Below are 24,826 nucleotides of genomic sequence, written 5' to 3'. Positions count from 1 at the left end.
GTCACCGGGATCAGTGACCGGGAAAGAGGGAGCATCTGATGACCAAGGTCATGGCGAAGGCCGTCTACACGACCGTCGAGAGCCCGCTGGGCGAGCTGCTGCTGGTCGGCGAGGAGTCGGCCACCGCGAACGGCGGCACGGCGCTGGCCTCACTGTCCATGCCGGGGCAGAAGGGCGGCGCCGTCGTCCAGGACGGGTGGGTGCGCGACGACGAGGCCTTCGCCGTGATCGCCGGGCAGCTGCGCTCGTACTTCGCGGGGACACGTCAGCACTTCGACGTCGAGTACGTCAGCGGCGTCGGCACCGACTTCCAGCAGCGGGTCTGGCACTCCCTCGACACCCTCCCGTACGGCACGACCACCTCGTACGGGAAGCTCGCCGCGCAGCTGGGCCTCTCGCGGGCGGCGGTCCGCGCCCTGGGCACGGCGATCGGGCGCAACCCCCTGCTGGTAGTCCGCCCCTGCCACCGGGTCATCGGCGCCGACGGCTCGCTGACCGGGTACGCGGGCGGACTCGAGGCCAAGCAGCAGCTCCTCGACCTGGAGTCGCGGAGCCAGTTGACGAACTAGCACCCGCCCCGGTGGCCCAGGCGCTCCGAGAGATCGCCCGCGCCCTTCGCGGCCAACTCGGCGAGTTCGTTCTCGCGCTCCTCGCTCCAGCGGATCATCGGCACGGAGATGGAGAGCGCCGCGACGACCTGGCCCGCGCTGTCGCGGACCGGCGCGGCCACGCAGCTCACGTCCGGGTTGGACTCGCGGTGTTCGGCCGCGACCCCGCGCTCCCGGATACCGGCGAGCGCGGCGAGCAGCGCGTCCTGCTCCGTGATGCTGTTCTCGGTCATCGCCACGAGCTCCCGCCCCGCAAGGCGGCTTTCGAGCTCGGCCGGCGGCAGCGAGGCCAGCAGCATCTTGCCGACCGACGTGCAGTGCGCGGGCAGTTTGCGGCCCGCCGCGGAGACCATGCGCACCGCGTGCGTGGAGTCCACCTTGGCGATGTAGATGACGTCCGTGCCCTCGAGGACCGCCACATGGACGGTCTCGTCGCAGGTCTCCGCGACCTCGCGGGCCACCTGCTGGCCCTCCGCGGCCAGGTCGAGCTGCTCCGCGTACCGGCTGCCGAGCTGGTAGGCGCGTACCCCGAGGCGGTAGCGGCCTGTCTGGTCCGGTATCTGGACAAGGTACGAGCGGGCGGCAAGGGTGGTGAGCAGCTCGTGCACCGTGGTGCGCGGCAGCTGGAGTCTGCGGGTCACCTCGGGGGCGGACAGCGTCCCGTCGCCCTCCAGGAACAGCTCCAGTATGTCCAGTGCTCTGGTCACCGCAGGAACCAGTCGTCCCATGGTCGGCCTCCCACCCCGTGCGTCCGAAGTTGTGTCCGAAACTTCGGTCAACGATCGATATGACGAACACAGGCTAGACGCTGCGACGTTCCGCGCGCAACGGCCTGAGGGTCCGCTGTGGACTCAAGACCGTTTTGCTCGACCCATTGACACCCTGCCGCCTGCGTGAATACGGTCACGCCAACATTTCGAACGTGTGACGAAATACCGAACAACCAAGGGGCAACTGCCTTGCGTATTACGGGAATCAGCACGCACGTGGTGGGAACGCCGTGGCGCAATCTCACCTACGTCCAGGTCCACACCGACGAAGGCCTCACCGGCGTCGGCGAGACCCGCATGCTCGGCCGCACCGACGCCCTGGTCGGCTACCTCCAAGAGGCGGCGGCCAACCACATTGTGGGCTCCGATCCGTTCGCGGTCGAGGACCTCGTGCGGAAGATGAAGTACGGCGACTACGGCCGGGCCGGCGAGATCGTCATGTCGGGCATCGCCTGCGTGGAGATGGCCTGCTGGGACATCAAGGGCAAGGCCCTGGGCGTACCGGTCTGGCAGCTGCTCGGCGGGAAGGTGACCGACAAGGTCAAGGCGTACGCGAACGGCTGGTACACCACCGAGCGCACTCCGGAGGCGTACCACAAGGCCGCCACGGCCGTCGTCGAGCGGGGCTACCGCGCCCTGAAGATCGACCCGTTCGGGACGGGGCACTTCGAGCTCGACCAGGCGGGCACGAACTACGCGGTCTCGCTGATCGAGGCGGTGCGGGACGCGATCGGCCCGGACGCCGAGCTGATGCTGGAGATGCACGGCCGGTTCAGCCCGTCCACGGCGGTGCGCCTGGCGCGGGAGATGGCACCGTTCAAGCCCGCCTGGCTCGAGGAGCCGGTGCCGCCGGAGAACCTCAAGGCCCTGGAGAAGGTCGCCGCCAAGGTGGACATGCCGATCGCCACCGGTGAGCGCATCCACGACCGCATCGAGTTCCGCGAGCTGTTCGAGTCGCAGGCCGCCGACATCATCCAGCCCGACCTCGGCCACATCGGCGGCATCCTGGAGACCCGCAAGCTCGCCGCGACCGCCGAGACGCACTACACGCTGATCGCCCCGCACAACGTCGGCGGCTCCGTGCTCACCGCGGCCTCGCTGCAACTCGCCGCCTGCACACCGAACTTCAAGATCCTGGAGCACTTCAACGACTTCGCGGACGCGGAGATCAAGAAGGTGGTCAAGGGCGCTCCGCAGGTGGTCGACGGCTACTTCGAGGTGTCGCACGAGCCGGGCCTCGGCGTCGAGCTCGACACCGACGCGGCGGCCGAGTTCCCGCAGCAGCAGGCCCGGTTCGACCTGTGGGCCGAGGGCTGGGAGAAGCGCGCCCCCAAGGCGGCCCGCAAGTGAGCGCCGACTCACGCGCCATCGTCATCGACCGTCCCGGCGCGCACCGGCTCACGGTCGGCGCGCGGCCCGAGCCGGGACCCGGCGAGGTCCTGGTCAAGGTGGCCGCCGCCGGGATCTGCATGAGCGACCGCGAGGTGTACGACGGTCACCGGGACGCCGCCTATGTGCGCTATCCCGTGATCCCCGGACACGAGTGGTCCGGCACCGTCGAGGCCACCGGCGAAGGCGTCGACCCGGCGCTCGTCGGGCACAAGACCGTCGCCGAGGGGTTCCGCGCCTGCGGCACCTGCGAGCGGTGCCGGTGCGGGGAGACGAGCCTGTGCGGCGGCGGGTACGCCGAGACGGGGTTCACCGAGCCCGGCGCCTTCGCCGACCACGTGGTCGTCCCCGCCCGCCTGCTGCATCTCCTGCACCCGGACGCGGACCTCGCCGCCGCCGCTCTCCTCGAACCCGCCGCGGTGATCGCCGGCGCGGTGCGGACGGGGCGGCCACGGCCTGGCGAGCGGATCGCGGTGGTCGGCGCAGGCACCCTCGGGATGCTCGCGGTGCAGTTGCTCGCCGCCTCGTCGCCCGGCGAGCTCGTGGTGATCGACCCACGTGCCGAACGCGGCAGGCAGGCGCTCGAGTTCGGGGTGAGCGAGAGCCTGACGCCCGCCGAGGCGGAGGCCTACCACGGCCGTTTCGACCTGGTCGTGGAGACGGCGGGCGCACCGAGCACGGCCGCCTCCTCCTGTCTGCTCGCGCGCAGGGGCGGCCGGGTCGTACTGACCGGCATGTTCACACCCGGCGCGGTCGGCATCGATCCGGTGCATCTCTCGCTGAGCCAGCTGGAGGTGCGCAGCGTCTTCGGCGCGCCGTCCAGTGCCTGGTCGGACGCCGTCAGGGCGTTCGGGCTCGGACTGCTCGACCCCGCCCCGCTCATCACGCACGAGTTCCCCCTTGAGCAGTTCGGGGAGGCCGTCGCGCTGGTCGGCGGGGGCGACCCGAAGACCGGGAAGGTGCTCCTGCGCCCCTGAGAAGCACCTGACATGCCCCTGATACGTACCGCCGTACACACACCGCGAACCGACCGACGTACGACATGTCGAACACAGCAGAATTCACCGCGTATGGGAGTCCCGTGACCAGCCCGTCAGCACCCCGCCGCCCCGGCGTCGACGCCCTAGCCCGCATCGGGCACCCCGTACCCGCCATCGATCCGGCCGACGCGTCGCCGCACGCGTTCCCCGACGGCGGCACCTGGCGCACCGAGATCCCCTCCGTGGAGGGCCCCGAAGCGCTGGCCGTCGTCCTCAAGGAGAGCTCGCGCCTCGATGTGCCGATCCACCGGATCAGCCAGGGCAGCGGCATCTGGATGCTCTCCGACATCGAGATCACCGAGATGGTGGAGGCCTGCGCCGAGCGGGACATCGAGCTCTGCCTGTTCACAGGGCCGCGCGGCACCTGGGACATCGGCGCCGCGACCCGCACGGACTCCGGCGGCGCGGGGCTTCGCTCGCGCGGCCATGACGCGCTCGCCGGCTGCGTCGAGGACGCCGTGCGCGCCACGGAGCTGGGGGTGCGCTGCCTGCTCGTCGCCGACGAGGGCGTGCTGTGGACGCTGCACCGGCTGCGCGTGGCCGGTGTGCTCCCCGCCGACACCACGTTCAAGGTGTCGGCCCTGATCGGCCCGGTCAACCCGGCCTCGTACGCGGTCTACGAGCGGCTCGGCGCCGACTCCCTGAACATCCCCTCCGACCTCACCCTGGCCCACCTCACGGAGATCCGCCGGGCCAGCCGCGCCCCGATGGACCTGTACGTCGAGGCGCCCGACGACCTCGGCGGCTACGTCCGGACGTACGAGGCGGCCGAGCTGATCCGGCGCGGCGCCCCGCTCTACCTCAAGTTCGGCCTGAGCAAGTCCCCCGGCATCTATCCCTACGGCGCCCAGCTGCGCGACCACACCCTGGCCACCGCCCGCGAGCGGGTCCGTCGCGGACGCCTCACCCTCGATCTGCTCGCCCGGCACGGCGCTGACGGCGGGATGTCGCCGCTCGGCGCACACCTGCCCGGCGAGCTCCAGCGCTTCCCCGTCCCGGAAGGGGACTGATCCATGAGAACCCGAATATCCCGCATGCGACTCACCGCCGCTGTGGCCACCGTCGTCATGATCGGCTCGCTGGCGGCCTGCGGCCAGGAGGCCAAGGGCGGCAGCCGCTACAAACCGGACGAGGGCAAGGGCAGCACCATCGGCCTCGCGATGCCGACCAAGTCCTCCGAGCGGTGGATCGCCGACGGCAACAACATGGCCGAGCAGTTCCAGAAGGCCGGATACAAGACCGATCTGCAGTACGGCGACGACAAGGTCGAGAACCAGATCGCCCAGCTGGAGAACATGATCACCAAGGGGCGCAGTCTCCTGGTGGTCGCCGCCATCGACGGCTCCGCGCTCACCGAGGTCCTGCAGCGCGCCAGCGACGCGGGCATCCCCGTGATCTCGTACGACCGCCTCATCCTCGGCACGGAGAGCGTCGACTACTACGCGTCGTTCGACAACGAGCGCGTCGGCCGCCTCGAAGCCCAGTACATCGTCGAGAAGCTGAAGCTCGGCAAGCCGGAGAAGGGCGGCGACACGAAGAACATCGAGCTGTTCGCGGGCTCGCCGGACGACAACAACACCAAGTACTTCTGGACCGGCGCCATGAAGGTGCTCGAGCCGTACTTCAAGAGCGGCCAGCTCACCGTCCGCAGCAAGCAGACGAAGATGAACCAGGCCACCACACTGCGCTGGGACGGCGGCACCGCGCAGAAGCGCATGGACGACCTGATCAGCAAGAACTACGGCTCCGCGAAGGTCGACGCGGTCCTCTCGCCGTACGACGGGATCTCGATCGGGATCATCTCCGCGCTGAAGAGCGCCGGTTACGGCTCCAAGAGCGACCCCCTGCCGGTGATCACGGGCCAGGACGCGGAGCTCGCGTCGGTGAAGTCCATCATCCGGGGCGAGCAGACGCAGACGGTGTTCAAGGACACCCGCAAGCTGGCGGCGCAGACGGTGTCCATGGGTGACGCGGTCCTGAACGACAAGAAGCCGAAGGTCAACAACACCAAGGACTACGACAACGGCAAGAAGATCGTGCCGTCCTTCCTGCTCGACCCGGTCAGTATCGACAAGTCCAACACCCAACTCCTGGTGGACGAGGGTTACTTCAAGGCTGGGCAGCTCACGTGAGTGCGCCGGTGCTGGAGATGCGCAACATCACCAAGACGTTCCCCGGCGTCAAGGCGCTCTCCGATGTGAATCTGACCGTGGGCCCCGGGGAGATCCACGCGATCTGCGGCGAGAACGGCGCGGGCAAGTCGACGCTGATGAAGGTCCTCAGCGGCGTCCACGAGCACGGCAGTTACGACGGCGAGATCCACTTCGAGGGCAAGCAGATGGCCTTCAAGGACATCCGCGCCAGCGAGAAGCACGGCATCGTGATCATCCATCAGGAGCTGGCGCTCGTCCCGTATCTGTCCATCGCCGAGAACATCTTCCTGGGCAACGAACAGAGCACCCGGGGCTTCATCGACTGGAACGACACGCTGCGCAGGGCGAGCGCGCTGCTCAAGCGGGTCGGTCTGAGCGAGAAGCCGCAGACTCCGGTGGCCGACATCGGCGTGGGCAAGCAGCAGCTCGTGGAGATCGCCAAGGCCCTGTCGAAGGAGGTGAAGCTGCTCATCCTGGACGAGCCGACGGCCGCGCTCAACGACGAGGACAGCGCCAAGCTGCTCGATCTCATCCTGGAGCTGCGCGATCAGGGCATCGCCTGCATCATCATCTCGCACAAGCTGAACGAGATCAGGGCCATCACCGACTCGGTGACGATCCTGCGCGACGGGCAGACCATCGAGACCCTGACGGTCCGTGAGAGCCCGGACGCCGAACCGCAGTTGTCGGAGGACCGCATCATCCGCGGCATGGTCGGCCGCGACCTCGACAACCGCTTCCCCGACCGCACGCCCTATGAGGGCGAGGACGCGGGATCACTCGCCCTGTCCGTACAGGGCTGGACGGTGCGGCATCCGGTCGACCATCAGCGCAAGGTCGTCGACGACGTGTCGGTGACCGTGCGGCGCGGCGAGATCGTCGGCATCGCGGGCCTGATGGGCGCGGGGCGAACAGAGCTCGCGATGTCCGTCTTCGGGCGTTCGTACGGCCAGTACGTCGCCGGTACGGTCTCCGTCGGCGGGCGCGAGGTCGTGACGAAGAACGTGCCCGCCGCGGTCGACGCCGGGATCGCGTACGTCACCGAGGACCGCAAGCAGTACGGCCTGAACCTCATCGACAACATCAACCGCAACATCTCCCTGGCCTCGCTCTCGGGCATGCGGCGGGGGGGCGGGTTCGTCGACGAGCACCAGGAACGCTCCGTCTCCGAGCGCTACCGCAAGTCGATGAACATCAAGGCGCCCACCGTCTTCGAGCAGGTGGGCCGGCTCTCCGGCGGCAATCAGCAGAAGGTCGTCCTGAGCAAGTGGATCCACGCCGATCCCGAGATCCTCATCCTCGACGAGCCGACGCGCGGCATCGACATCGGCGCCAAGTACGAGATCTACACCGTCATCGACAAGCTGGCGGCCTCGGGCAAGGCGGTGCTCTTCATCTCCTCCGAACTGCCCGAGCTGCTCGGGATGTGCGACCGGATCTACACGATGGCCGAGGGCAGGCTGACCGGCGAGGTCGACCGCGCGGACGCCACCCAGGAACTCCTGATGCGCCACATGACCAAGAACAGAAGCTGAGGCATCCGCCATGACCACCACGACCACGCCACCGAGTGACACGTCGTCCACGCCGTCCGCCAAGGATTCCACGCGTGCTCTGCTGCTGCAGAGCGTGCGCTCCAACATGCGCCAGTACGGCATGCTCGTCGCCCTGGCCTTCATCGTCATCCTGTTCCAGATCTGGACCGACGGCACGCTCCTCCTGCCGAACAACGTCTCCAACCTGATCCAGCAGAACGGCTACATCCTCATTCTGGCCATCGGCATGATGATTGTGATCATCGCCGGTCATATCGATTTGTCCGTCGGCTCATTGGTCGCCTTCGTGGGCGCCATGTCGGCGGTGATGATGGTCAAACACGACATGCCCTGGGTGCTCGCACTCGTGCTCTCGCTCCTCATCGGCGCGGTCGCGGGGGCGTGGCAGGGCTTCTTCATCGCCTACGTGGGCATCCCGTCGTTCATCGTGACCCTGGCCGGCATGCTGCTCTTCCGCGGCCTGACGCAGATCGTCCTTGAAGGCCAGTCGCTCTCCCCGTTCCCCGAGGGCTTCCAGAACATCGCCAAGGGCTTCATCCCCGAGATGGGCCCGTACACGCAGTACCACAATCCGACCCTTGTGCTCGGCTTCGTGACGGTCGCGTTCCTGCTCTTCCGCGAATGGCGCAGCCGCAAGCAGCAGCTCGCCTACGAACTCGACGTCATGCCGACGGGCCTGTGGGCAGCGAAGCTGGTGGCGATCTCCGCCGCCGTCATCGCCTTCACGCTGACCCTCGCGAGCTTCCACGGCGTACCCGTGGTCCTTCTCATCATGTGCGGCCTGCTCATCGCCCTCGGCTATGTGATGCGCAACGCGGTCGTGGGGCGCCACATCTACGCCCTCGGCGGCAACAAGGCGGCGGCGAAGCTCTCCGGCGTCAAGGACAAGCGCGTCACCTTCCTGATCTTCGTCAACATGGGTGTGCTCGCGGCGCTCGCGGGCTGTGTGTACGCCGCCCGTCTCAACGCGGGCACCCCGCAGGCGGGCCTGAACTTCGAACTCGAGGCGATCGCGGCCTCGTTCATCGGCGGCGCGTCGATGAGCGGCGGCGTCGGCACGGTGATGGGCGCCGTGATCGGTGGCCTGGTCCTCGGCGTGCTCAACAACGGCATGTCCCTGGTCAACATCGGCACCGACTACCAGCAGGTCATCAAGGGGCTCGTACTGCTCGCCGCCGTCGGGTTCGACGTCTGGAACAAGCGCAAGGTCGGTCGTTAGTCCTCTCCTCACCTCCCCTGTCAGGAGCCGCACATGGAAACGAGCAGACGCACCGTCCTTGCCTCGGCCGCCGCCGTCGGTCTCACCGCCGCCGTCGCGGGCACCTCGTACGCGGCGGAGTCCGCCCGCGTCCCGGAGGGCGGGAAGCCCGTGAAGGAACTCTTCGGCAAGCTGGCCGACGGCACCAAGGTGTACCGCTGGTCGCTCGCCAACGGCGGGACCCGCATGAAGGTCCTCTCGTACGGCGGCATCGTGCAGTCCCTCGAACTCCCGGACCGGCACGGCCGGTACACCAACGTCTCCCTCGGCTACGACACCATCGAGGCGTACGTCGCCGGAACCACCTTCTTCGGCGCGACGATCGGCCGCTACGGCAACCGCATCGCCAAGGGCCGCTTCACCCTGGACGGCAAGACACACCAGCTCTCCGTGAACGACGGCGAGAACAGCCTGCACGGCGGGGCCAAGGGCTTCAACACGCGGGTGTGGGACGTGGAGCCGTTCAAGGACTCCTCCGGCGTGGGTCTGCGCCTGCACCACACGAGCGTGGACGGCGAGATGGGCTATCCGGGAACGCTGCGGGTGACCGTGACGTACACGCTCACCTCGCGCGGCGACTGGCGCATCGACTACGCGGCGACCACGGACAAGGCCACCGTGGTCAACCTGACGAACCACACATACTACAACCTCGCGGGCGAGGGCAGCGGCGACATCCTGGACCATGAACTGGCCCTGGCCGCTGCCCGGTTCACTCCCACCGACGCCGGTCTCATCCCGACGGGTGAGCTCGCCAAGGTGGCGGGCACGCCCTTCGACTTCCGGCGCGCGAAGGCGGTCGGCGAGGACATCCGGGTCTCGCACGAGCAGCTGGTGACGGCCAAGGGCTTCGACCACAACTGGGTCCTGGACAAGGGCATCACGAAGCGCCCCGAGCACTTCGCGACGCTGCGGGACCCGGAGTCGGGGCGCACCCTGAAGGTCGCCACGACCGAGCCGGGTGTGCAGTTCTACTCCGGGAACTTCCTGGACGGCACCCTCACCGGGCCTTCGGGGCGCACCTACCGGCAGGGCGACGGTCTGTGCCTGGAGACGCAGCACTTCCCGGACTCCCCCAACCAGCCGAAGTTCCCCTCGACGGTGCTGCGGCCCGGCCAGACCTACCGGTCGAGCACGGTGCACAGCTTCTCGGCGCGCTGAGCGGCGCCCCGGCCTTCGAGAGGACACATCTTGCGCCCGAGAATCCCGAGAATCCTGATCCCGCTGCTTGCTCTGATGGCGGGCCTGCTCGCCGCCCCGGGCGCTTCCGCGCACCCGGGTACGGCTCCGGCGAAGGCAGAGCAGAAGTACGCGGGCTACCTCTTCAGCTATTTCACCGGTGAGGGCACCGCGGACGGCGAGCAGATCCGCATGGCGCTCAGCCGCGGCAACGATCCCACGCGGTATCAGAAGCTGAACGGCGGCAAGCCCGTGCTCACCTCGCAGCTCGGCACCAAGGGGCTGCGCGACCCGTTCATCATCCGGTCGCCGAAGGGCGACAAGTTCTTTCAGATCGCCACCGATCTGCGGATGTACGGCGGGAGCGGCGGCAGCTGGGACCAGGTGCAGCGCACCGGCAGCAAGTCGGTCATGGTGTGGGAGTCCACCGACCTGATCCACTGGACCGACCAGCGCCTGGTGAAGGTCGCCCCGGACACGGCGGGCAACACCTGGGCCCCGGAGGCGTACTACGACGAGAAGCTGAAGGCGTACGTCGTCTTCTGGGCGTCCAAGGTCTACGGCGCCGACGACCCTGGCCACACCGGGTCGACGTACAACAAGATGCTGTACGCGACGACGAAGGACTTCCGCACCTTCAGCAAGCCCAAGGTCTGGAACGACCCGGGTTACTCGGTGATCGACTCCACGGTGGTCAAGGACGGCAGCGACTACTACCGCTTCACCAAGGACGAGCGCGATCCCGCGTCCGGCACTCCCTGCTCGAAGTTCATCACCGCGGAGAAGTCGAGGAACCTGACGGACACGTCGTACGACTTCGTGGCCGACTGCATCGGAAAGGGTGTGATCGACCGGGGCGAGGGTCCTGCGGTGTTCAGGTCGAACACCGGGGACAAGTGGTACATGCTCATCGACGAGTTCGGCGGGCGCGGCTATGTCCTCTTCGAGACGACGGACCTCGCGTCGGGCAAGTGGACCGAGACGAAGGACGCGGGTCTGCCCGCGGGTGCCCGGCACGGCACGGTTCTGCCGGTGACGCAGGCGGAGTACGACCGGCTGCTCGGCACCTGACACAGCGCTGCGGCACGGCCCGGGGGACCGGTCCGTGCCGCAGCGCTGTACTGCTCTACACCGGCCGCACCCGGAAGCTGGATGCGGCACCCTCCGAGGTGACCCGGACCTCCTCGCCGTCCCGTACCGCGCGGAAGACGGCCGCGGGCCTGCCGTCGAGATCGGGCACGGTGATCTCGGCTCCGTCCGTGTCCGGCGTGACCAGGAGGGTGAGGTCTTGGAGCCAGTCACCGTCCGGGCGCTGGTCGTCGGCGCCCAGCGGGAGCAGGGCGCCGGGGCGTACGTACAGGGGGAGGCTGTCGAAGCCGTGGGTCTCGACGCGCCATGCGGGGCCCTGGACGCTCTCGCCGGTCAGCAGGTGGGTCCAGGTGCCTTCGGGGACGTAGAACTCGACGTCTCCCTCGGCGGTGAAGACGGGGGCGACCAGGAGGTCGGGGCCGAGCATGTACTGACGGTCCAGGGTGCGGCAGGCGGGGTCGTCCGGGAAGTCCAGGAGCATGGGGCGCATGACGGGGACGCCTGTGCGGTGGGCCTCGACTGCGGCGGCGTACAGGTAGGGCATGAGGCGGTGCTTGAGCAGCGTGAACTTCCGTGCCACGTCGACCGCCTCCTCACCGAACGCCCACGGCACCCGGTAGGAGACGTTGCCGTGCAGGCGGCTGTGCGAGGAGAGCAGGCCGAAGGCGAGCCAGCGTTTGAAGACCGCCGGGTCGGGTGTGCCCTCGAAGCCGCCGATGTCGTGGCTCCAGAACCCGAAGCCGGAGAGCGAGAGGGAGAGGCCGCCGCGCAGCGACTCGGCCATCGCGCCGAGCGAGGCGAAGCAGTCGCCGCCCCAGTGCACGGGGAACTGCTGGCCGCCGGCCGTCGCGGAGCGGGCGAAGAGGACCGCCTGGCCTGGGCCGCGTTCCTTCTCCAGTAGTTCGAAGACCGTGCTGTTGTAGAGCTGGGCGTAGTAGTTGTGCATGCGCTCGGGGTCCGAGCCGTCGTGCCAGACGACGTCCGTGGGCACGCGTTCGCCGAAGTCGGCCTTGAAGCAGTCGACGCCCTGGTCGAGCAGGGTGCGCAGGAGACCGGCGTACCACTCGCGTGCGGCCGGATTCGTGAAGTCCACCAGCGCCATTCCCGGCTGCCAGAGGTCCCACTGCCAGATGTCGCCGTTCGGGCGCCGGACGAGATACCCCTGGGCTGCGGCCTCGGCGAAGAGTTCGGACTTCTGCGCGATGTACGGGTTGATCCACACGCTGACCTTCAGGCCGCGCTCGCGGAGTCTGCGCAGCATGCCCTCCGGGTCGGGGAAGACCTCCGGGTCCCAGCGGAAGTCGCTCCACTGGTACTCGCGCATCCAGAAGCAGTCGAAGTGGAAGACGCCGAGCGGGATGTCACGCTCCGCCATGCCGTCCACGAAGGCGGAGACGGTCTCCTCGTCGTAGGGCGTGCAGAAGGAGGTCGTCAGCCACAGGCCGAACGACCAGGCGGGCGGCAGCGCGGGGCGGCCGGTGAGGCCGGTGTAGCGGCGCAGGACGTCCTTGGGCGTGGGGCCCGCGATGACGTAGTACTCGATCGACTGGTCCTCGACGCTGAACTGGACCTGGCCGACGGACTCGGAGCCGATCTCGTAGGAGACCTTTCCGGGGTGGTTGACGAAGACGCCGTAGCCGCGCGAGGAGAGGTGGAAGGGGATGTTCTTGTAGGCCTGCTCGCTGCTGGTGCCTCCGTCGGCCTGCCAGATGTCGACGTTCTGGCCGTTCTTGATGTACGGGGTGAAGCGTTCGCCGAGGCCGTAGATGTACTCCCCTACGTCCAGAGCGAGTTGGCCGATCATGTGGTGGCTGCCGTCGGGCGCGGTGGCGAAGCCGGTGCCCCTGCGCTCGACGGCCGTGAGGCGTTGCCCGTCGGCGTCGAGGAACTCCAGGCCCCAGGGCCTGTCGGTGTCCAGGCGCACGGTGAGCGGTCCGCTGGTGAGTTCGGTGACGCTTCCTTCGCGCTTGAGGATCCCCGCGCCCTCGGTGGCGGACAGGCCGAACTCCGTTCCGTTCGCTGCTTTTCCCGCGTGGTGCGTCGCCCGGACGCCGATGACGCCGTCGGCGGGCGAGAAGCATTCGACGGTGACGAGCGGGGTGTTGAGGGTGTCGCCGCGCTCGCGGACGCGGTGGACGGCGGCGTACGCCGTGAACCGTCCGTCGCCTTCCCTGATGTCCCGCACGTCGGTCGCGAACGAGGCGCGCACCCCGTCGCGCATCAGCCAGAAACCGTCGGTGAACTTCATGCGGTCTCCTTCTGTTGTGCGGTGGCGGTGAAGGTGACCCGTGCGAGCCGCAGAGGGCCGCGCAACCGCACACGCAGATCGCGTACTCCGGACACGGTGAAGCCGGAGGTGCGCAGGGTGTAGTCGTACACGCCGCCGGTCGCCGGGACGGTCACGGTGGTGGCGGTGCTGCCCGCGATGAGGTCGACGGCCCCCGCTCCTGAGGCCTCGACCGAGACGCCACAGACACCGTCGCCGAAGTCGCAGTCACGGAAGAGAAGTTCACCCGTGTCGCCGTCCACCGCGCGCACGGCGTCGCCGCTCGTCCTGGAACGGTCGACCATCTCGGTGCCGTGCTGTTCGTCGTAGCCGGACGCCGCGATACCGGACTCCCGGACCGGCCTCGCGCCGATCGGGTCGCCCTCGACGTCGACGGTCGCCGCGAGCCGGATGTCGCTGCTCGACGCTCCGGCAAGCACCTCGTACGCGCCCGGCGGCACGGCCCAGCGGTCGTGCCGCATGTCCCAGAACGCCAGCCCGGAAAGCGGTAGTTGGAACTCCAGACGGCACGCGGCCCCGGCTGCGAGGTGCACGCGGCGGTGTGCGGCCAGCTGCCGGTGCGGCAGAGCGAGGGCCGCGGCGGCTTCCCGGGGTGCCCGGGTGTAGAGCTGGGCCACCTCGTCCGCGTCGCGAGGCCCGGTGTTGGTGACGGTGACAGCGACCCGGAGCGCCTCTCCCTCGCGGACGGCCACCAGGTCCTCGTACGCGAAGGAGGAGTAGCCGAGGCCGTGCCCGAACGGGTAGAGCGGGGTGCCGTCGAAGTAGAGGTAGGTCTGGCGTGAGCCGATGACGTCGTAGTCGAGCAGGTCCGGGAGGTCGGTGTCGGCCGCGTACCAGGTCTGCGGGAGGCGTCCGGCCGGGGATACGTCACCCGCGAGGACCCGGGCGAGCGCGGTGCCCGCGGACTGTCCGCCGTGCGCGGTCCACAGGAGTGCGGGCAGTTGGGCGTGCGCGTCGGCGACCGCGTACGGATAGGCGGAGACCAGGGCGAGCGCCGTGCGGGGGTTGGCGGCTCGGGCCGCGCGCCACAGCCGCTCCTGGTGGGGCGGCAGGGCGAGGGTCGTGCGGTCCTCGGTCTCGCGGCCGTTGATGTGCGGGTCGTTCCCGGCGACGACGATCACGGCGTCGGCATCGGCGGCGGCGCGGGCCACCGCGTCCTCGCCGCGCTCCAGGAACTCGACGGTGAAGACCTGCGGCTCCTCGGCAACCTTCACGCCGTCTGCGGCGACAGAGACGTACCCACCCGTCCCCTTGTGCTCGATGAGGTAGCCGTCCCCGTGGCCGACCAGCGCGAACGTCTCCTGTACGACCCAGCCGCCGGGCTGGTCCGCGGACGCACGCACGAAACCGTCGTCGGCGACCGAGAGGTAGCGGCCGTCGGGGGCGCGCAGCGTCCACGTGCCGCATCCCCAGTCCACGAGGGCGAACTCGGTCGGCTCGGGGCCGCAGGTCAGCGGCGCCAGATCGGTGCGGCCGGTGAGCAGGGCCGGGTCCAGGGCGATCTCGGCGTCTTGTACGTGACCGTTCTCGTCGGAGTCCGGCACGCGCAGCCATCCCGCCGCGCACTTCAGGCGTACCCGGTCCGCGCCTTCGGTGAAGGTGACGCGGTCGGTGCCGAACCGCTCGCGCAGTCCGTCGAGCGGTGTGCTGCGGCGGATCAGGGTTCCGCTGTACCAGTCGGTCTTGCACTCGTCGGCGAGAAGTCCGACGACCGCGATCCGCGTGCCTTCGGGCAGCGGGAGCAGGCCGTCGTTCTTGAGCAGGACGACGGCCTGCTCGGCGGCCTCCTGGGTGAGTGCGCGGTGTCCGGGGGTGTCGAAGGCGTGCGTGGCCGGGTCCGCGTACGGCCCCTGACCGGGGTCGAACTCGCCGAGCCGGAAGCGGACGGACAGCTGACGGCGTACGGCCGTGTTGATGTCGCCCTCGGTCAACAGGCCCTGTTCCAGGGCTCGTTGGATGCGTCCGGTGATGATGCTCGCGTCGGTGCCGTGGTCGGTGAAGCTGTCCACGCCCGCTACGAGCGCTGCCGCTGTCGCCTCCTCGTGGGTGTCGAAGTACTTCTCGGAGTCGACGAGGTTGCTGGGCGCTCCCGCGTCCGAGCAGACGAGCAGGTCCTGGTCGGTCCAGGTGCGCAGATGCTCGCGCAGGTACGGCGAGAGATGGTTCGGGCGGCCGTTTACCAGGTTGTACGCGGGCATCACCCCGGCCACGGTGCCCGCTTCGACGGCCGCGCGGAAGGCCCGCAGGTCGTACTCGTGAAGGACGCGCGGGCGCACGGACGCCGACGAAGTGTCCCGGAGTGTCTCATTGTTGTGGGCCAGCCAGTGCTTGAGCACGGGGGCCGTGCGCCAGTGGTCCGGGTGGTCGCCGCGCAGGCCGCGGGTGTAGGCGACGGCGATGGCGGAGGTGAGGCGGGGGTCCTCGGAATAGCCTTCCTCGTTCCTGCCCCACAGCGGGTGGCGCAGGAGATTCACCGTCGGCGCCCAGAGGTTGAGGCCGACGCGGTCGTCCCGTGCGCGCATGGCGCGCGTCTCCGCGGCGACGGCTTCGCCGACTCTGCGCACGAGGTCGTCGTTCCAGGTGGCGCCGAGCCCCACGGCCTGCGGGAAGACGGTGGCGGGGCCCATCCAGGCGACGCCGTGCAGGGCTTCTTGTCCGGTGCGGAACGGAGCGATGCCGAGCCGTTCGACGGCGGGCGTGAACTGGTGCAGGAGCGCGATGCGTTCGCCGGTGGTCAGCCGGGACAGCAGATCGTCCACGCGCTGGTCCAGGGGCAGTTCGGGGTCGCGGAAGGGCAGCGTCTGCGGGTCTTGGAGCGGCTGTGGGCTTGCGATCACGTGCGGATCCCCTTGGCGAGCGGCGGGCGGCGAGCGGCGGGCACGGAGGAACAGATCGTTCTTCGAAGCGCTTCGATGCTCAGTGCCAGTGACGCCCATGTCAAGGCAACAGACCACCAACACCCCTCACTCCACGCATTCTTGGCGCAAACACGGAACTCCCCGAGTCGTCGGAGGAATTCAGAACCGAGTCTTGTGACGACCCAAGCCTTCACTTAACCTCGCAGCAACATCGAAGCGCTTCGAATGCCGACCGGCGGTAACCGCCGTGTGTCTGGGCACGCGCCACGAAGGGTTGACGCAATGACGCCGAACTCCCTCTCCACAAGATCCACCGGCTCTACAGGCTCCACCGGGTCCTCCGGCTCCACCGGCTCCACCGGCTCCCGTTCGAGCCGGAGGACCTTTCTCGCCTCCTCCGGTCTCGCCGCGCTAGTCGTGGCCGGCGGGGCCCCACTGCTCACGGCCTGCGGAGGCAGCGGGTCGAAGAACGAGGGCACCACGACGGGGAAGAAGCTGAAGGACCTGCTCCCCGCGTACACCGCGTCGGAGCTCGCAGCCCCGGACATCCCCGCCAAGAACGGCTCGGCGGCGGGCTTCACCAAGGCGCTGCCCGCCGATCAGCTGAAGGTGTCGGTGCCGAAGAAGCTCGGCAAGGGCGGCGAGTTCACCGTCATGGCGCCGATCTGGGGGAACGTGCCCAAGCAGGGCAACCCCTACTGGACGGCGATGGACGAGGCAGCCGGGGTTCGCGTCAAGTGGCAGAACCAGCAGGGCGATACGTACGGCCAGAAGCTGGGCGCGGTCCTCGCCTCCAGCGGCGTCCCGGACGCCGTGGTCGTACCCGGCTGGGAGCTGACCGGCAAGATACCGAGCGCCATCGCCAACAAGTTCGCCGACCTCGGCCCCTACTTGAGCGGTGACAAGGTCGAGGAGTACCCGAACCTCGCCGCGATCCCCACCGGAGCCTGGCAGCGCTCCATCTTCGGCGGGAAGCTGCGCGGCCTGCCGATGCCCGCCGCCACCACGCCGAACATCGCGCCGTTCTACCGCACCGACCTCTTCAAGAAGGAGGGGATCGAGGCGCCCACGAGCGCCCAGGAGTTCTACGACCTGTGCAAGCAGCTCAACGCGCCCAAGAGCAAGGTGTGGGCGTGCGGCGACATGACCTGGGCGGCCTGGGGCATCTTCGGGGTGCTGCCCGAGAAGCCGTACTACTGGAAGCTCGTCGGCGGCAAGCTCGTCAACCGCTACGAGACCGACGAGTACCTGGAAGCCCTGGAGTGGTCGCGCAAGCTCTACTCGGCGGGCTTCGTCCACCCCGACGCGAAGGCCGAGACGGGCAGCATCGGCGACCTGTGCGCTGCGGGCAAGGTCTGGATGTACTGCCAGGACCTGTCCGACTGGTACGGCAAGGCGGCCGTGCAGCGCGTGGACAACAAGAAGTTCCGCATGGAGGCGTTCGACTACTTCGCCGCCGACGGCGGTGCGCCCACGCTGTACGCGCGTCCGCCGGCCGACATCTGGACGTTCATCAGCGAGAAGGCCGACGAGAAGACCATCCGGGACATCCTCGCCCTCGCCAACTTCACGGCCGCTCCCTACGGTTCGAAGGAGCAGCGCCTGCGCATGTACGGCGTCGAGGGTGTCCACCACACGTTCAAGGACGGGGTCCTCACCAAGAACGGCAAGGGCAACAACGAGGTCTTCTCGACGTACGAGTACCTCGCGTCGCCCGCGCCCTTCGTCGCCTATCCCGATCTGCCGGACGTCACCGAGGGCATGGTCGGGTGGCAGCAGCGGCAGGGCGCGCACACGAAGAAGCCGCTCTTCCACGGCATGATGATCATCGAGCCGACCCGGTACACCGAGCTGAACGCCGAGTTCGAGGACCTGGAGAAGGACATCGTGCGCGGCCGCAAGAAGGTCAGCGACATGCAGCGGGCGGCGTCGGACTGGAAGTCGGGCGGCGGCGACAAGCTGCGCGACTGGTACAAGAAGCTGCTTGACGAGACCGGCGACGCGGCGTCCTGACATGGCCCAGAGCACGACTCACGCGCGCGACACCACCGCCGAGCGGACGCCCACGACACCCGCCGAAGCCGCGCCCCCGCCGAAGAAGGCACCCGCCCGCGTCCCGCTGCGCCACCGGCTTCGCCGCGACCGCGTCCTGCTCCTGATGGTGCTGCCCGCGCTGCTGCTCCTGCTCGTCTTCAACTACGTACCGCTGATCGGCAATGTCGTCGCCTTCCAGGACTACGACCCCTACATCGCCGACAACGCGTTCCAGGCGATGACGCAGAGCCCCTGGATCGGCGTCGAGCACTTCCGGCACATGGTCGAGGACCGGCTGTTCTGGCAGGCGGTGAGGAACACCTTCGCGATCTTCGCGATCCAGCTGACGCTGTTCTTCCCGCTGCCGATCGCGCTCGCGCTGTTCGTCAACAGCTTCGTGCGGCCGAGGGTGCGGGCGATCGCCCAGGCGATCCTGTACCTGCCGCACTTCTTCTCCTGGGTCCTTGTCATCACGGTCTTCCAGCAGATGTTCGGCGGGGCGGGGCTCGTCGCCCAGGTCCTGCGGGACCACGGGCACGAGGGCTTCGACCTGATGACCGACCCGGGTCTCTTCAAGTTCCTCGTCACCTTCGAGATGGTCTGGAAGGACGCGGGCTGGGGCGTCATCGTCTTCCTCGCCGCGCTGGCCGCGGTCAGCCCCGACCTGTACGAGGCATCGGCGATGGACGGCGCCAACCGCTGGCGGCGCATGTGGCACATCCAGCTGCCCGCGCTGCGTCCGGTGGTGGCTCTGCTGCTCGTCCTCCAGGTCGGCAACGCGCTCACGGTCGGCTTCGAGCAGATCCTGCTCCAGCGCACCGCCGTGGGACCCACGGCATCCGAGGTCCTCGACACCTATGTGTGGAACACAGGCCTGGACAACGGCAACTTCGGTTACGGCGCCGCCATCGGCATCGTCAAGGGCGTCTTCGGCCTCCTGATGGTGCTCGGGGCCAACAAGGCCGCCCACCTCATGGGCGAGCAGGGGGTCTACAAGCGATGAGCGTGCTGAACTTCGGCATCGAGCCGGGCAGCAGGTCAGGTCTGCGCCCGGTGTGGGAGGAGCCCCCGACCCGGGCCGGGCTCGCCACCAAGGGCGTGACGCTGACCCTGGTCTGCCTCGCGGTCCTCTTCCCCGTGTGGGTGGTGGTCGTCACCAGCCTCTCCTCGGTCGGGACGATCACCGAGACGGGCGGCCTCGTGGTGATCCCCCGTGGCGTCACGTTCGTCCACTACCAGGAGCTGCTCGGGGGCGGCCAGGTGTCGCGGGCCGCGCTGGTCAGCGTGCTCGTGACGGTCGTCGGCACGCTGTTCAGCATGGTGGTGTCCGTCCTGTGCGCGTACGGTCTCTCGCGCCCTGGGTCGGTACTGCACCGCCCGATCCTCCTGGTCATCGTCGCCACGATGTTCTTCGGCGCCGGGCTCATCCCCACGTATCTGGTGGTGCAGGGCCTCGGCCTCACGGACTCCTATCTGTCGCTGATCCTGCCGAGCGCCCTGAACGTCTTCAACATCCTCGTCCTGCGGGCGTTCTTCATGGGCACGGCGCAGGAGCTGATCGAGAGCGCCCGCATCGACGGGGCCGGGGACCTGCGCATCCTGCTGCGGATCGTCATGCCCCTGTCCCGCGCGGTGATCGCGGTCATCACTCTCTTCTACGCGGTCGGCTACTGGAGCGCGTGGTTCAACGCGTCGATCTACCTCAGCGACCCGGACATGATGCCGCTGCAGAACGTCATGCAGCAGCTCGTGATCAAACAGCAGAAGCCGACGGGCCTTGCCCAGGCGATCAACACGGGGCACCTGTCGCCGCTCGCCATCCAGATGGCCGTGATGGTCCTGGCACTTCTGCCGGTCGCCGTCCTCTCGCCGTTCGTGCAGCGGCATTTCAAGCAGGGCATGCTCACCGGCGCAGTGAAGGGCTGACCCACCGATATGCCATCCCTCGACGACACCACCCGCGGCCGGATCCTGTTCGGCGGCGACTACAACCCCGAGCAGTGGCCCGAGGAGGTCTGGCTCGACGACGTACGTCTGATGCGCGAGGCGTCGGTCAACTCCGTCACCCTCGGCGTCTTCTCCTGGGCGAAGATCGAACCCCGTCCCGGGGAGCGGGAGTTCGGCTGGCTGGACCGGCTCATGGATCTGCTGCACGAGAACGGCATCGGTGTCGTCCTTGCGACGCCGACCTCCGCTCCCCCGCCGTGGCTCGGCCGCCTGTACCCCGAGACGCTGCCCAGGGACGAGAACGGCCAGGTGGAGTGGTGGGGCTCGCGTCAGCACTTCGCGCACTCCAGCGCCGTCTACCGCAGGTTCGCCGCAGCCGTCACCGAGGACCTGGCGGCCCGGTACGCACGCCACCCCGCGCTCACCATGTGGCACATCAACAACGAATACTGCACCTACGACTGGGGCGACGAGGCGGCGGTCGCGTTCCGTCGCTGGCTCAGGGCGAAGTACGCCTCGGTCGACGCGCTCAACTCGGCCTGGGGCAGCGCATTCTGGGGGCAGGTCTACGACAACTGGGCGGAGATCCTGCCGCCCCGCCGCGCCCACTATCTGAAGAACCCCGCCCAGGTCCTGGACTTCAAGCGCTTCACGTCCGACTCGCTGCTCGAGTGCTACCGCGCCGAGCGTGACATCGTCGCCGCGCACACGCCGCACCTGCCGGTGACCACCAACTTCATGCCGCTGTGGTCGGGGCAGGACGCGTGGAAGTGGGCCGCGCACGAGGACGTCGTCTCCGTCGACATCTATCCCGACCCCAGGGACCCGCTCGGGGCCCAACAGGGCGCGCTGGTGCAGGACATGACGCGCTCCCAGGCGCGGGGCGGTCCGTGGATGCTGATGGAGCAGGCGGCGGGTCCGGTGAACTGGCGTGGCGTGAACCATCCCAAGCCGCGCGGCCTTAACCGCCTCTGGTCCTGGCAGGCGGTGGCACGCGGCGCGGACGCCGTCTGCTACTTCCAGTGGCGCCAGTCCCGGCAGGGCGCGGAGAAGTTCCACTCCGGGATGCTCAGCCACGCGGGCGAGCACGGCCGCACCTTCCAGGAGGTCAAGGAGCTCGGCGCCGAGTTCGCGGCGGTCGGCCCCGAAGTGGCGGGCACGCGCGTCGCGGCCGACGTGGCCGTCCTGCAGGACTGGGACTCCTGGTGGGCGAGTCAGCAGGAGGGCCGCCCCTCGTCCCTGGTCGACCACGCGGAGGTCCTCCGCGCCTGGCACCGCGCCCTGTGGGAGACGAACACCGCCGTCGACTTCGCCCACCCCGAGCACGACCTGACCCCGTACCGCCTGGTCGTCGTACCGCACCTCTATCTCCTCACCGACACCGCGATCGACAACCTCCTGTCGTACGTACGCGACGGGGGCACCCTCGTCTGCGGCTTCCTCACCGGTGTGGCCGACGCGGACGACCGGGTGCGGCCCGGCGGCATGGACGCCCGCCTCCGCGCGCTGTTCGGCATCCGCACGGTGCACGAGTGGTGGCCCCTTGAGGCCGGGGAGAGCGTGGACTGCGGCGATTTCACCGGCACGCTCTGGTCGGAGGAGCTCAAGGCCGACGACGGCGCCGAGACGGTCGCCGCGTACCAGGGCGGCGAGCTCGACGGTCTTCCGGCGGTCCTTCGCCGCGACCGCGCCTGGTATCTGTCCACGCTCCCCGAACCCGGGGCCCTGCGCGACCTGCTCGCGCGCGTGGCCGCCGAAGCAGGCGTACGGCCTTCGCTCGCAGACCTCCCCCGCGGAGTGGAGGCCGTACGCCGCGGCGATCTTCTGTTCCTCCTGCACCACGGCCTGCGCGACGGCCGAGAGCAGGTGACCGTGCCCGTGCCGGGCAGGCACCTCGATCTGCTGACCGGCAGGAAGACCGAGGGCGCGATCACCCTCGGCCGCCACGGCGTGGCCGTCCTGCGCCGCGCCGACGACGACCGCGGGTCCACCCCGGACCCGCGGCACTCCTCGCCCCACCCTGGAGACGACACATGACACGACCCATGACACGACACCCCCGCCGCACCCTGACCCGACTGCTGCTCGCCCCCACGCTGGCGGCCGGCGCCGTGCTCGGGATGGCCTCGGCCCCCGCCCAGGCCGCCGTCTGGAGCTCCTGCGACCAGTGGGGCAACACCAGCCTCAACGGCTACACCCTCTACAACAACATCTGGGGCTCGGGCGCGGGCAGCCAGTGCATATCGGCGGACTCCGGCACGAAGTGGAGCGTGCACGCCAACCACCCCAACACCAGCGGCATCAAGTCCTACCCCAACTCCAAGAAGGTCATCGGCAAGCCGGTCGACTCGCTCTCCTCACTGAAGAGCTCGTACAACGTCAAGGTCCCCTCGGCAGGCGACTACAACTCGTCGTACGACATCTGGGACACCGACTACGACTACGAGATCATGCTCTGGGTCAACTACAACGGGAACGTCGGCCCCCTCGGCACCGCCCAGGGCACCGTCAGCCTGGGCGGCCACACCTGGGCGGTCTACAAGGGCAGCAACGGGGCCAACGAGGTCTTCTCGTTCCTGCGCACCTCGGACTCCTCGTCCGGGACCGTCGACGTCCTGCCGATCCTCAAGTGGATCAAGAACACCAAGGGCTGGATGGGCAACGAGACCATCGGCGACGTGCAGTTCGGCTACGAGATCAGCGGCTCGGCAGGCGGTCTCGACTTCACCACCAACTCCCTTACCGTGTCCGGTAGTTAGAACCTGTTTCTCATCTGAATGCGCTGGTCAGTGGCTCGCGGACGTTCATGATTGTTGGTGGCGCGGGGATCGCCGTCACGGTGCCGGCGATCCGCCGCGGTTTGGGCCTGGGGCGGTAGGCCGGGTCACGGAGGCGCTCGTCAGGCGGCGTTCTGCACTGGCTGGAGCTCGTGGGAGGCGGCTGACAACCGGTCGAGCCGCCGGGACATCAGGTGAACAGCGCTCCAGACCAGGTGCGCTTCCGTGTGGATGATCAAGCGTTCGCAGTCCCGGCAGTTTCGACGTGCCCGCATCAACCAGGCGATCGGCCTCTCCACCACCCAGCCTCTCGGTAGCAACACGAATCCCTTCTGTTCGACGGGGCGACGCACGATCCGCAGGGCGATGCGGAGCTCGGCGGCGGCCCAGTCGACCAGGTCGCCGGCGTAGGCGCTGTCGGTGACGTCGGCCGGGGTGACCACGAGATCGACCAGCAGCCGAGGCTCCTTCTGGCGGTGCGCGGCCAGGGTGCCGGCCAGGAAGTTCTCGACCCGGCGGTGCTCGATGGCGAAGAACGCGCGCTCGTAGCGGATCCAGACCTCGGGCAGGTCAGCGACCCGGTAGCCGTCGATGCGATCCCAGGTGACCGGGGCAAGGCCCTGGTCCGCGGCGATCGCGCGCAGGTGCCGGATCCCGGTGTAGCACTGCGAGCGGGTGCGCTCGGTGGCGTGCGTCAGCTGCCCGATCCGCAGGCCCGCCGGGCGTACCTCCAACAGCGCGGCCAGCACGGCGTCGGCGTGAACGTGGGCAGGCAAACCCGCCCCACGGCCTGCTCACCGCCGCGCAGCAGCGCCGCCGTCTCCTCGGCCAGGCCCACTTCCCCGGTCTCGCGTTCGGAGTGACGGTAGTGCCGGCCGCGCAGGCCCGGCACGATCCGTCCGGCTGCGGCCACGAACTGCGCGCAGACCGCCACCAGGTCGACGAACTCGGCGCTGTGCTCGGTGCGGTCCAGTTCGGGGGTGATGTTGCGGACGTTGTCCAGGGACCGCTGGAAGCGGTCGAACTGGGCCTCGTTGACGATGTGGTGATCTACGCCGAGCTCGTGGCCGAGTCGAAAGTGCTGGTCGAGTCCGAGCGGGACGCGCATTTCAAACTAGGTGACAACGCTTTGGAGATCCTGGAACGCACCGGTAGGACCCGCGCCACCCGGCGGCTGGTCAGCCAGCTCGGCTATCAGGTCACTTTGCAACCCGCCGAAGCAGCCTGACCAGCCTCGGGGTATTTGCCTTCCACGAATTTTCGTATCAGGACAAGCTAACTCTCGAATGCGGGTAGCCCGGACACCCAGCCCGTCGTCGAATCCGAGCACTCGCCGAACGGTCCATTCGTCAAGGGCCGCCCAGGGGCGACTACGGCCTGCAGCCTACGCCGTCGGCGTACACAGAGTTGTCGATGAACCAGGTGGCGCCCAAATGGTAGTTCGTGTAGGCCGCCACGCACTGGTAACTCTCTGACCCAAACCAAGTAGTGGTCTTGATCAGGTGGTGGAAGTTTCCGCAGTTTCGCCACACGGCGTTACCGTGGCCGTCGTTGTCGTTATATCCGCACACCAGAGCGGCGGGACGTGCTTCTCCCTCCGGTGCGGCGTGAGCCGTGCCGGAGAGCAGCAGAGGGCTCGTGGCCGCGAGCGCTAACAGCGCTCCGACGAGTCCGTGTTTTTTGAACATCCATTTCCTCCTTGGTGGGCAGGGAGGCCATCGGTGGACATCACTACTTGGTGAGAGAGCCTGGGTCTGCGGTGTTCCCCGTGGCCTTGCGATATCCAGTTCAGCGGACGCCGGGTTGTTCAGCAGTCCCCTTCCATTGCTGTGAACAATCGCGTCACTCCTGCTGAGGGGGCGTGGATCCGCTTGTGGGCGC

The 24,826-nt window shown here is 68.7% G+C and carries 19 protein-coding genes and 1 pseudogene; 14 read left to right on the top strand and 6 right to left on the bottom strand.

Features of this window, described 5'->3' with window-relative positions; all coding sequences use genetic code 11:
• Window positions 1-38 precede the first annotated feature (38 nt).
• Complete coding sequence (locus ACWFRJ_RS00860) at window positions 39-569, top strand: methylated-DNA--[protein]-cysteine S-methyltransferase (protein WP_453523563.1); 531 nt, start codon at window positions 39-41, stop codon at window positions 567-569.
• Here the strand turns inward: ACWFRJ_RS00860 and ACWFRJ_RS00855 are convergent.
• Window positions 566-1,336 carry an IclR family transcriptional regulator gene (locus ACWFRJ_RS00855; RefSeq protein WP_453523560.1) on the bottom strand — a complete coding sequence of 257 codons (771 nt, stop codon included), beginning with the start codon at window positions 1,334-1,336 and terminating at the stop codon, window positions 566-568. The two genes, ACWFRJ_RS00860 and ACWFRJ_RS00855, sit on opposite strands and share 4 nt — an antisense overlap.
• Window positions 1,337-1,567: 231 nt before the next feature.
• Here ACWFRJ_RS00855 and ACWFRJ_RS00850 point away from each other — a divergent pair, with 231 nt between their 5' ends.
• From ACWFRJ_RS00850 to ACWFRJ_RS00815, 8 genes and pseudogenes are all read left to right on the top strand, one after another.
• Window positions 1,568-2,728 (top strand): mandelate racemase/muconate lactonizing enzyme family protein, encoded by a 1,161-nt coding sequence (locus ACWFRJ_RS00850; protein WP_453523558.1) that lies wholly within the window; start codon window positions 1,568-1,570, stop codon window positions 2,726-2,728.
• Complete coding sequence (locus tag ACWFRJ_RS00845) at window positions 2,725-3,744, top strand: zinc-dependent alcohol dehydrogenase (RefSeq protein WP_453523555.1); 1,020 nt, start codon at window positions 2,725-2,727, stop codon at window positions 3,742-3,744. The genes ACWFRJ_RS00850 and ACWFRJ_RS00845 overlap by 4 nt, the downstream gene beginning before the upstream one ends.
• 104 nt (window positions 3,745-3,848) lie before the next feature.
• Window positions 3,849-4,817, top strand: coding sequence for a hypothetical protein (locus tag ACWFRJ_RS00840; RefSeq protein WP_453523553.1), 969 nt, complete (start codon window positions 3,849-3,851; stop codon window positions 4,815-4,817).
• A gap of 3 nt (window positions 4,818-4,820) precedes the next feature.
• Window positions 4,821-5,939, top strand: coding sequence for a multiple monosaccharide ABC transporter substrate-binding protein (gene chvE / locus ACWFRJ_RS00835; RefSeq protein ID WP_453523550.1), 1,119 nt, complete (start codon window positions 4,821-4,823; stop codon window positions 5,937-5,939).
• 17 nt (window positions 5,940-5,956) lie between these two features.
• On the top strand, window positions 5,957-7,495 hold the full coding sequence (mmsA, locus tag ACWFRJ_RS00830; RefSeq protein WP_453525024.1) for a multiple monosaccharide ABC transporter ATP-binding protein: 1,539 nt from the start codon (window positions 5,957-5,959) through the stop codon (window positions 7,493-7,495).
• A gap of 10 nt (window positions 7,496-7,505) precedes the next feature.
• Window positions 7,506-8,735 carry a multiple monosaccharide ABC transporter permease gene (mmsB, locus tag ACWFRJ_RS00825; RefSeq protein WP_453523548.1) on the top strand — a complete coding sequence of 410 codons (1,230 nt, stop codon included), beginning with the start codon at window positions 7,506-7,508 and terminating at the stop codon, window positions 8,733-8,735.
• 33 nt (window positions 8,736-8,768) lie between these two features.
• A complete protein-coding gene (locus tag ACWFRJ_RS00820; protein ID WP_453523545.1) occupies window positions 8,769-9,935 on the top strand; it encodes an aldose epimerase family protein in 1,167 nt (388 codons plus the stop codon).
• Window positions 9,936-10,010: 75 nt separating this feature from the next.
• A pseudogene (locus ACWFRJ_RS00815) lies at window positions 10,011-11,015 on the top strand (glycoside hydrolase family 43 protein); the annotation flags it as partial.
• A 64-nt stretch (window positions 11,016-11,079) separates the two neighbouring features.
• On the opposite strand, the gene yicI reads toward ACWFRJ_RS00815, so the two are convergent.
• Window positions 11,080-13,290, bottom strand: a complete 2,211-nt coding sequence (gene yicI / locus ACWFRJ_RS00810; RefSeq protein WP_453523542.1) for an alpha-xylosidase — start codon at window positions 13,288-13,290, stop codon at window positions 11,080-11,082.
• Entirely contained in the window at window positions 13,287-16,265 is a 2,979-nt protein-coding gene (locus tag ACWFRJ_RS00805; protein WP_453523540.1) for a beta-glucosidase, read from the bottom strand. Before ACWFRJ_RS00805 ends, yicI begins: the two co-directional genes overlap by 4 nt.
• Window positions 16,266-16,469: 204 nt before the next feature.
• Between ACWFRJ_RS00805 and ACWFRJ_RS00800 the strand changes: the two genes are divergently transcribed.
• From ACWFRJ_RS00800 to ACWFRJ_RS00780, 5 genes are read left to right on the top strand one after another with little or no spacing between them, the layout of a single operon-like run.
• On the top strand, window positions 16,470-18,200 hold the full coding sequence (locus ACWFRJ_RS00800) for an extracellular solute-binding protein (RefSeq protein ID WP_453523538.1): 1,731 nt from the start codon (window positions 16,470-16,472) through the stop codon (window positions 18,198-18,200).
• A gap of 1 nt (window position 18,201) precedes the next feature.
• Window positions 18,202-19,224: an ABC transporter permease gene (locus ACWFRJ_RS00795; RefSeq protein WP_453523536.1), complete on the top strand. Its 1,023-nt coding sequence runs from the start codon at window positions 18,202-18,204 to the stop codon at window positions 19,222-19,224.
• Window positions 19,221-20,147: a carbohydrate ABC transporter permease gene (locus tag ACWFRJ_RS00790; RefSeq protein WP_453523534.1), complete on the top strand. Its 927-nt coding sequence runs from the start codon at window positions 19,221-19,223 to the stop codon at window positions 20,145-20,147. Before ACWFRJ_RS00795 ends, ACWFRJ_RS00790 begins: the two co-directional genes overlap by 4 nt.
• 9 nt (window positions 20,148-20,156) lie before the next feature.
• A complete protein-coding gene (locus tag ACWFRJ_RS00785; RefSeq protein WP_453523531.1) occupies window positions 20,157-22,205 on the top strand; it encodes a beta-galactosidase in 2,049 nt (682 codons plus the stop codon).
• An 8-nt stretch (window positions 22,206-22,213) separates the two neighbouring features.
• A complete protein-coding gene (locus tag ACWFRJ_RS00780; protein WP_453523528.1) occupies window positions 22,214-22,927 on the top strand; it encodes a glycoside hydrolase family 12 protein in 714 nt (237 codons plus the stop codon).
• 140 nt (window positions 22,928-23,067) lie between these two features.
• Here the strand turns inward: ACWFRJ_RS00780 and ACWFRJ_RS00775 are convergent, their stop codons facing one another.
• From ACWFRJ_RS00775 to ACWFRJ_RS00765, 3 genes are all read right to left on the bottom strand, one after another.
• On the bottom strand, window positions 23,068-23,694 hold the full coding sequence (locus ACWFRJ_RS00775) for a hypothetical protein (RefSeq protein WP_453523526.1): 627 nt from the start codon (window positions 23,692-23,694) through the stop codon (window positions 23,068-23,070).
• Window positions 23,640-24,053: a DUF6192 family protein gene (locus ACWFRJ_RS00770; protein ID WP_453523524.1), complete on the bottom strand. Its 414-nt coding sequence runs from the start codon at window positions 24,051-24,053 to the stop codon at window positions 23,640-23,642. Before ACWFRJ_RS00770 ends, ACWFRJ_RS00775 begins: the two co-directional genes overlap by 55 nt.
• A gap of 262 nt (window positions 24,054-24,315) precedes the next feature.
• A complete protein-coding gene (locus ACWFRJ_RS00765; protein WP_453523521.1) occupies window positions 24,316-24,633 on the bottom strand; it encodes a hypothetical protein in 318 nt (105 codons plus the stop codon).
• Window positions 24,634-24,826: the final 193 nt, after the last annotated feature.

This window comes from Streptomyces sp. NPDC055239 (assembly GCF_053606205.1).
This window is presented reverse-complemented; position numbering and strand designations above follow the sequence as displayed.

Coding starts and splice junctions, on each gene's coding strand:
- ACWFRJ_RS00860 (WP_453523563.1), top strand. CDS start 39: ATGACCAAGGTCATGGCGAAGGCCGTCTACACGACCGTCGAGAGCCCG.
- ACWFRJ_RS00855 (WP_453523560.1), bottom strand. CDS start 1,336: ATGGGACGACTGGTTCCTGCGGTGACCAGAGCACTGGACATACTGGAG.
- chvE (WP_453523550.1), top strand. CDS start 4,821: ATGAGAACCCGAATATCCCGCATGCGACTCACCGCCGCTGTGGCCACC.
- mmsA (WP_453525024.1), top strand. CDS start 5,957: ATGCGCAACATCACCAAGACGTTCCCCGGCGTCAAGGCGCTCTCCGAT.
- mmsB (WP_453523548.1), top strand. CDS start 7,506: ATGACCACCACGACCACGCCACCGAGTGACACGTCGTCCACGCCGTCC.
- ACWFRJ_RS00820 (WP_453523545.1), top strand. CDS start 8,769: ATGGAAACGAGCAGACGCACCGTCCTTGCCTCGGCCGCCGCCGTCGGT.
- yicI (WP_453523542.1), bottom strand. CDS start 13,290: ATGAAGTTCACCGACGGTTTCTGGCTGATGCGCGACGGGGTGCGCGCC.
- ACWFRJ_RS00805 (WP_453523540.1), bottom strand. CDS start 16,265: ATGGGCGTCACTGGCACTGAGCATCGAAGCGCTTCGAAGAACGATCTG.
- ACWFRJ_RS00800 (WP_453523538.1), top strand. CDS start 16,470: ATGACGCCGAACTCCCTCTCCACAAGATCCACCGGCTCTACAGGCTCC.
- ACWFRJ_RS00795 (WP_453523536.1), top strand. CDS start 18,202: ATGGCCCAGAGCACGACTCACGCGCGCGACACCACCGCCGAGCGGACG.
- ACWFRJ_RS00790 (WP_453523534.1), top strand. CDS start 19,221: ATGAGCGTGCTGAACTTCGGCATCGAGCCGGGCAGCAGGTCAGGTCTG.
- ACWFRJ_RS00785 (WP_453523531.1), top strand. CDS start 20,157: ATGCCATCCCTCGACGACACCACCCGCGGCCGGATCCTGTTCGGCGGC.
- ACWFRJ_RS00780 (WP_453523528.1), top strand. CDS start 22,214: ATGACACGACACCCCCGCCGCACCCTGACCCGACTGCTGCTCGCCCCC.
- ACWFRJ_RS00770 (WP_453523524.1), bottom strand. CDS start 24,053: ATGCGCGTCCCGCTCGGACTCGACCAGCACTTTCGACTCGGCCACGAG.
- ACWFRJ_RS00765 (WP_453523521.1), bottom strand. CDS start 24,633: ATGTTCAAAAAACACGGACTCGTCGGAGCGCTGTTAGCGCTCGCGGCC.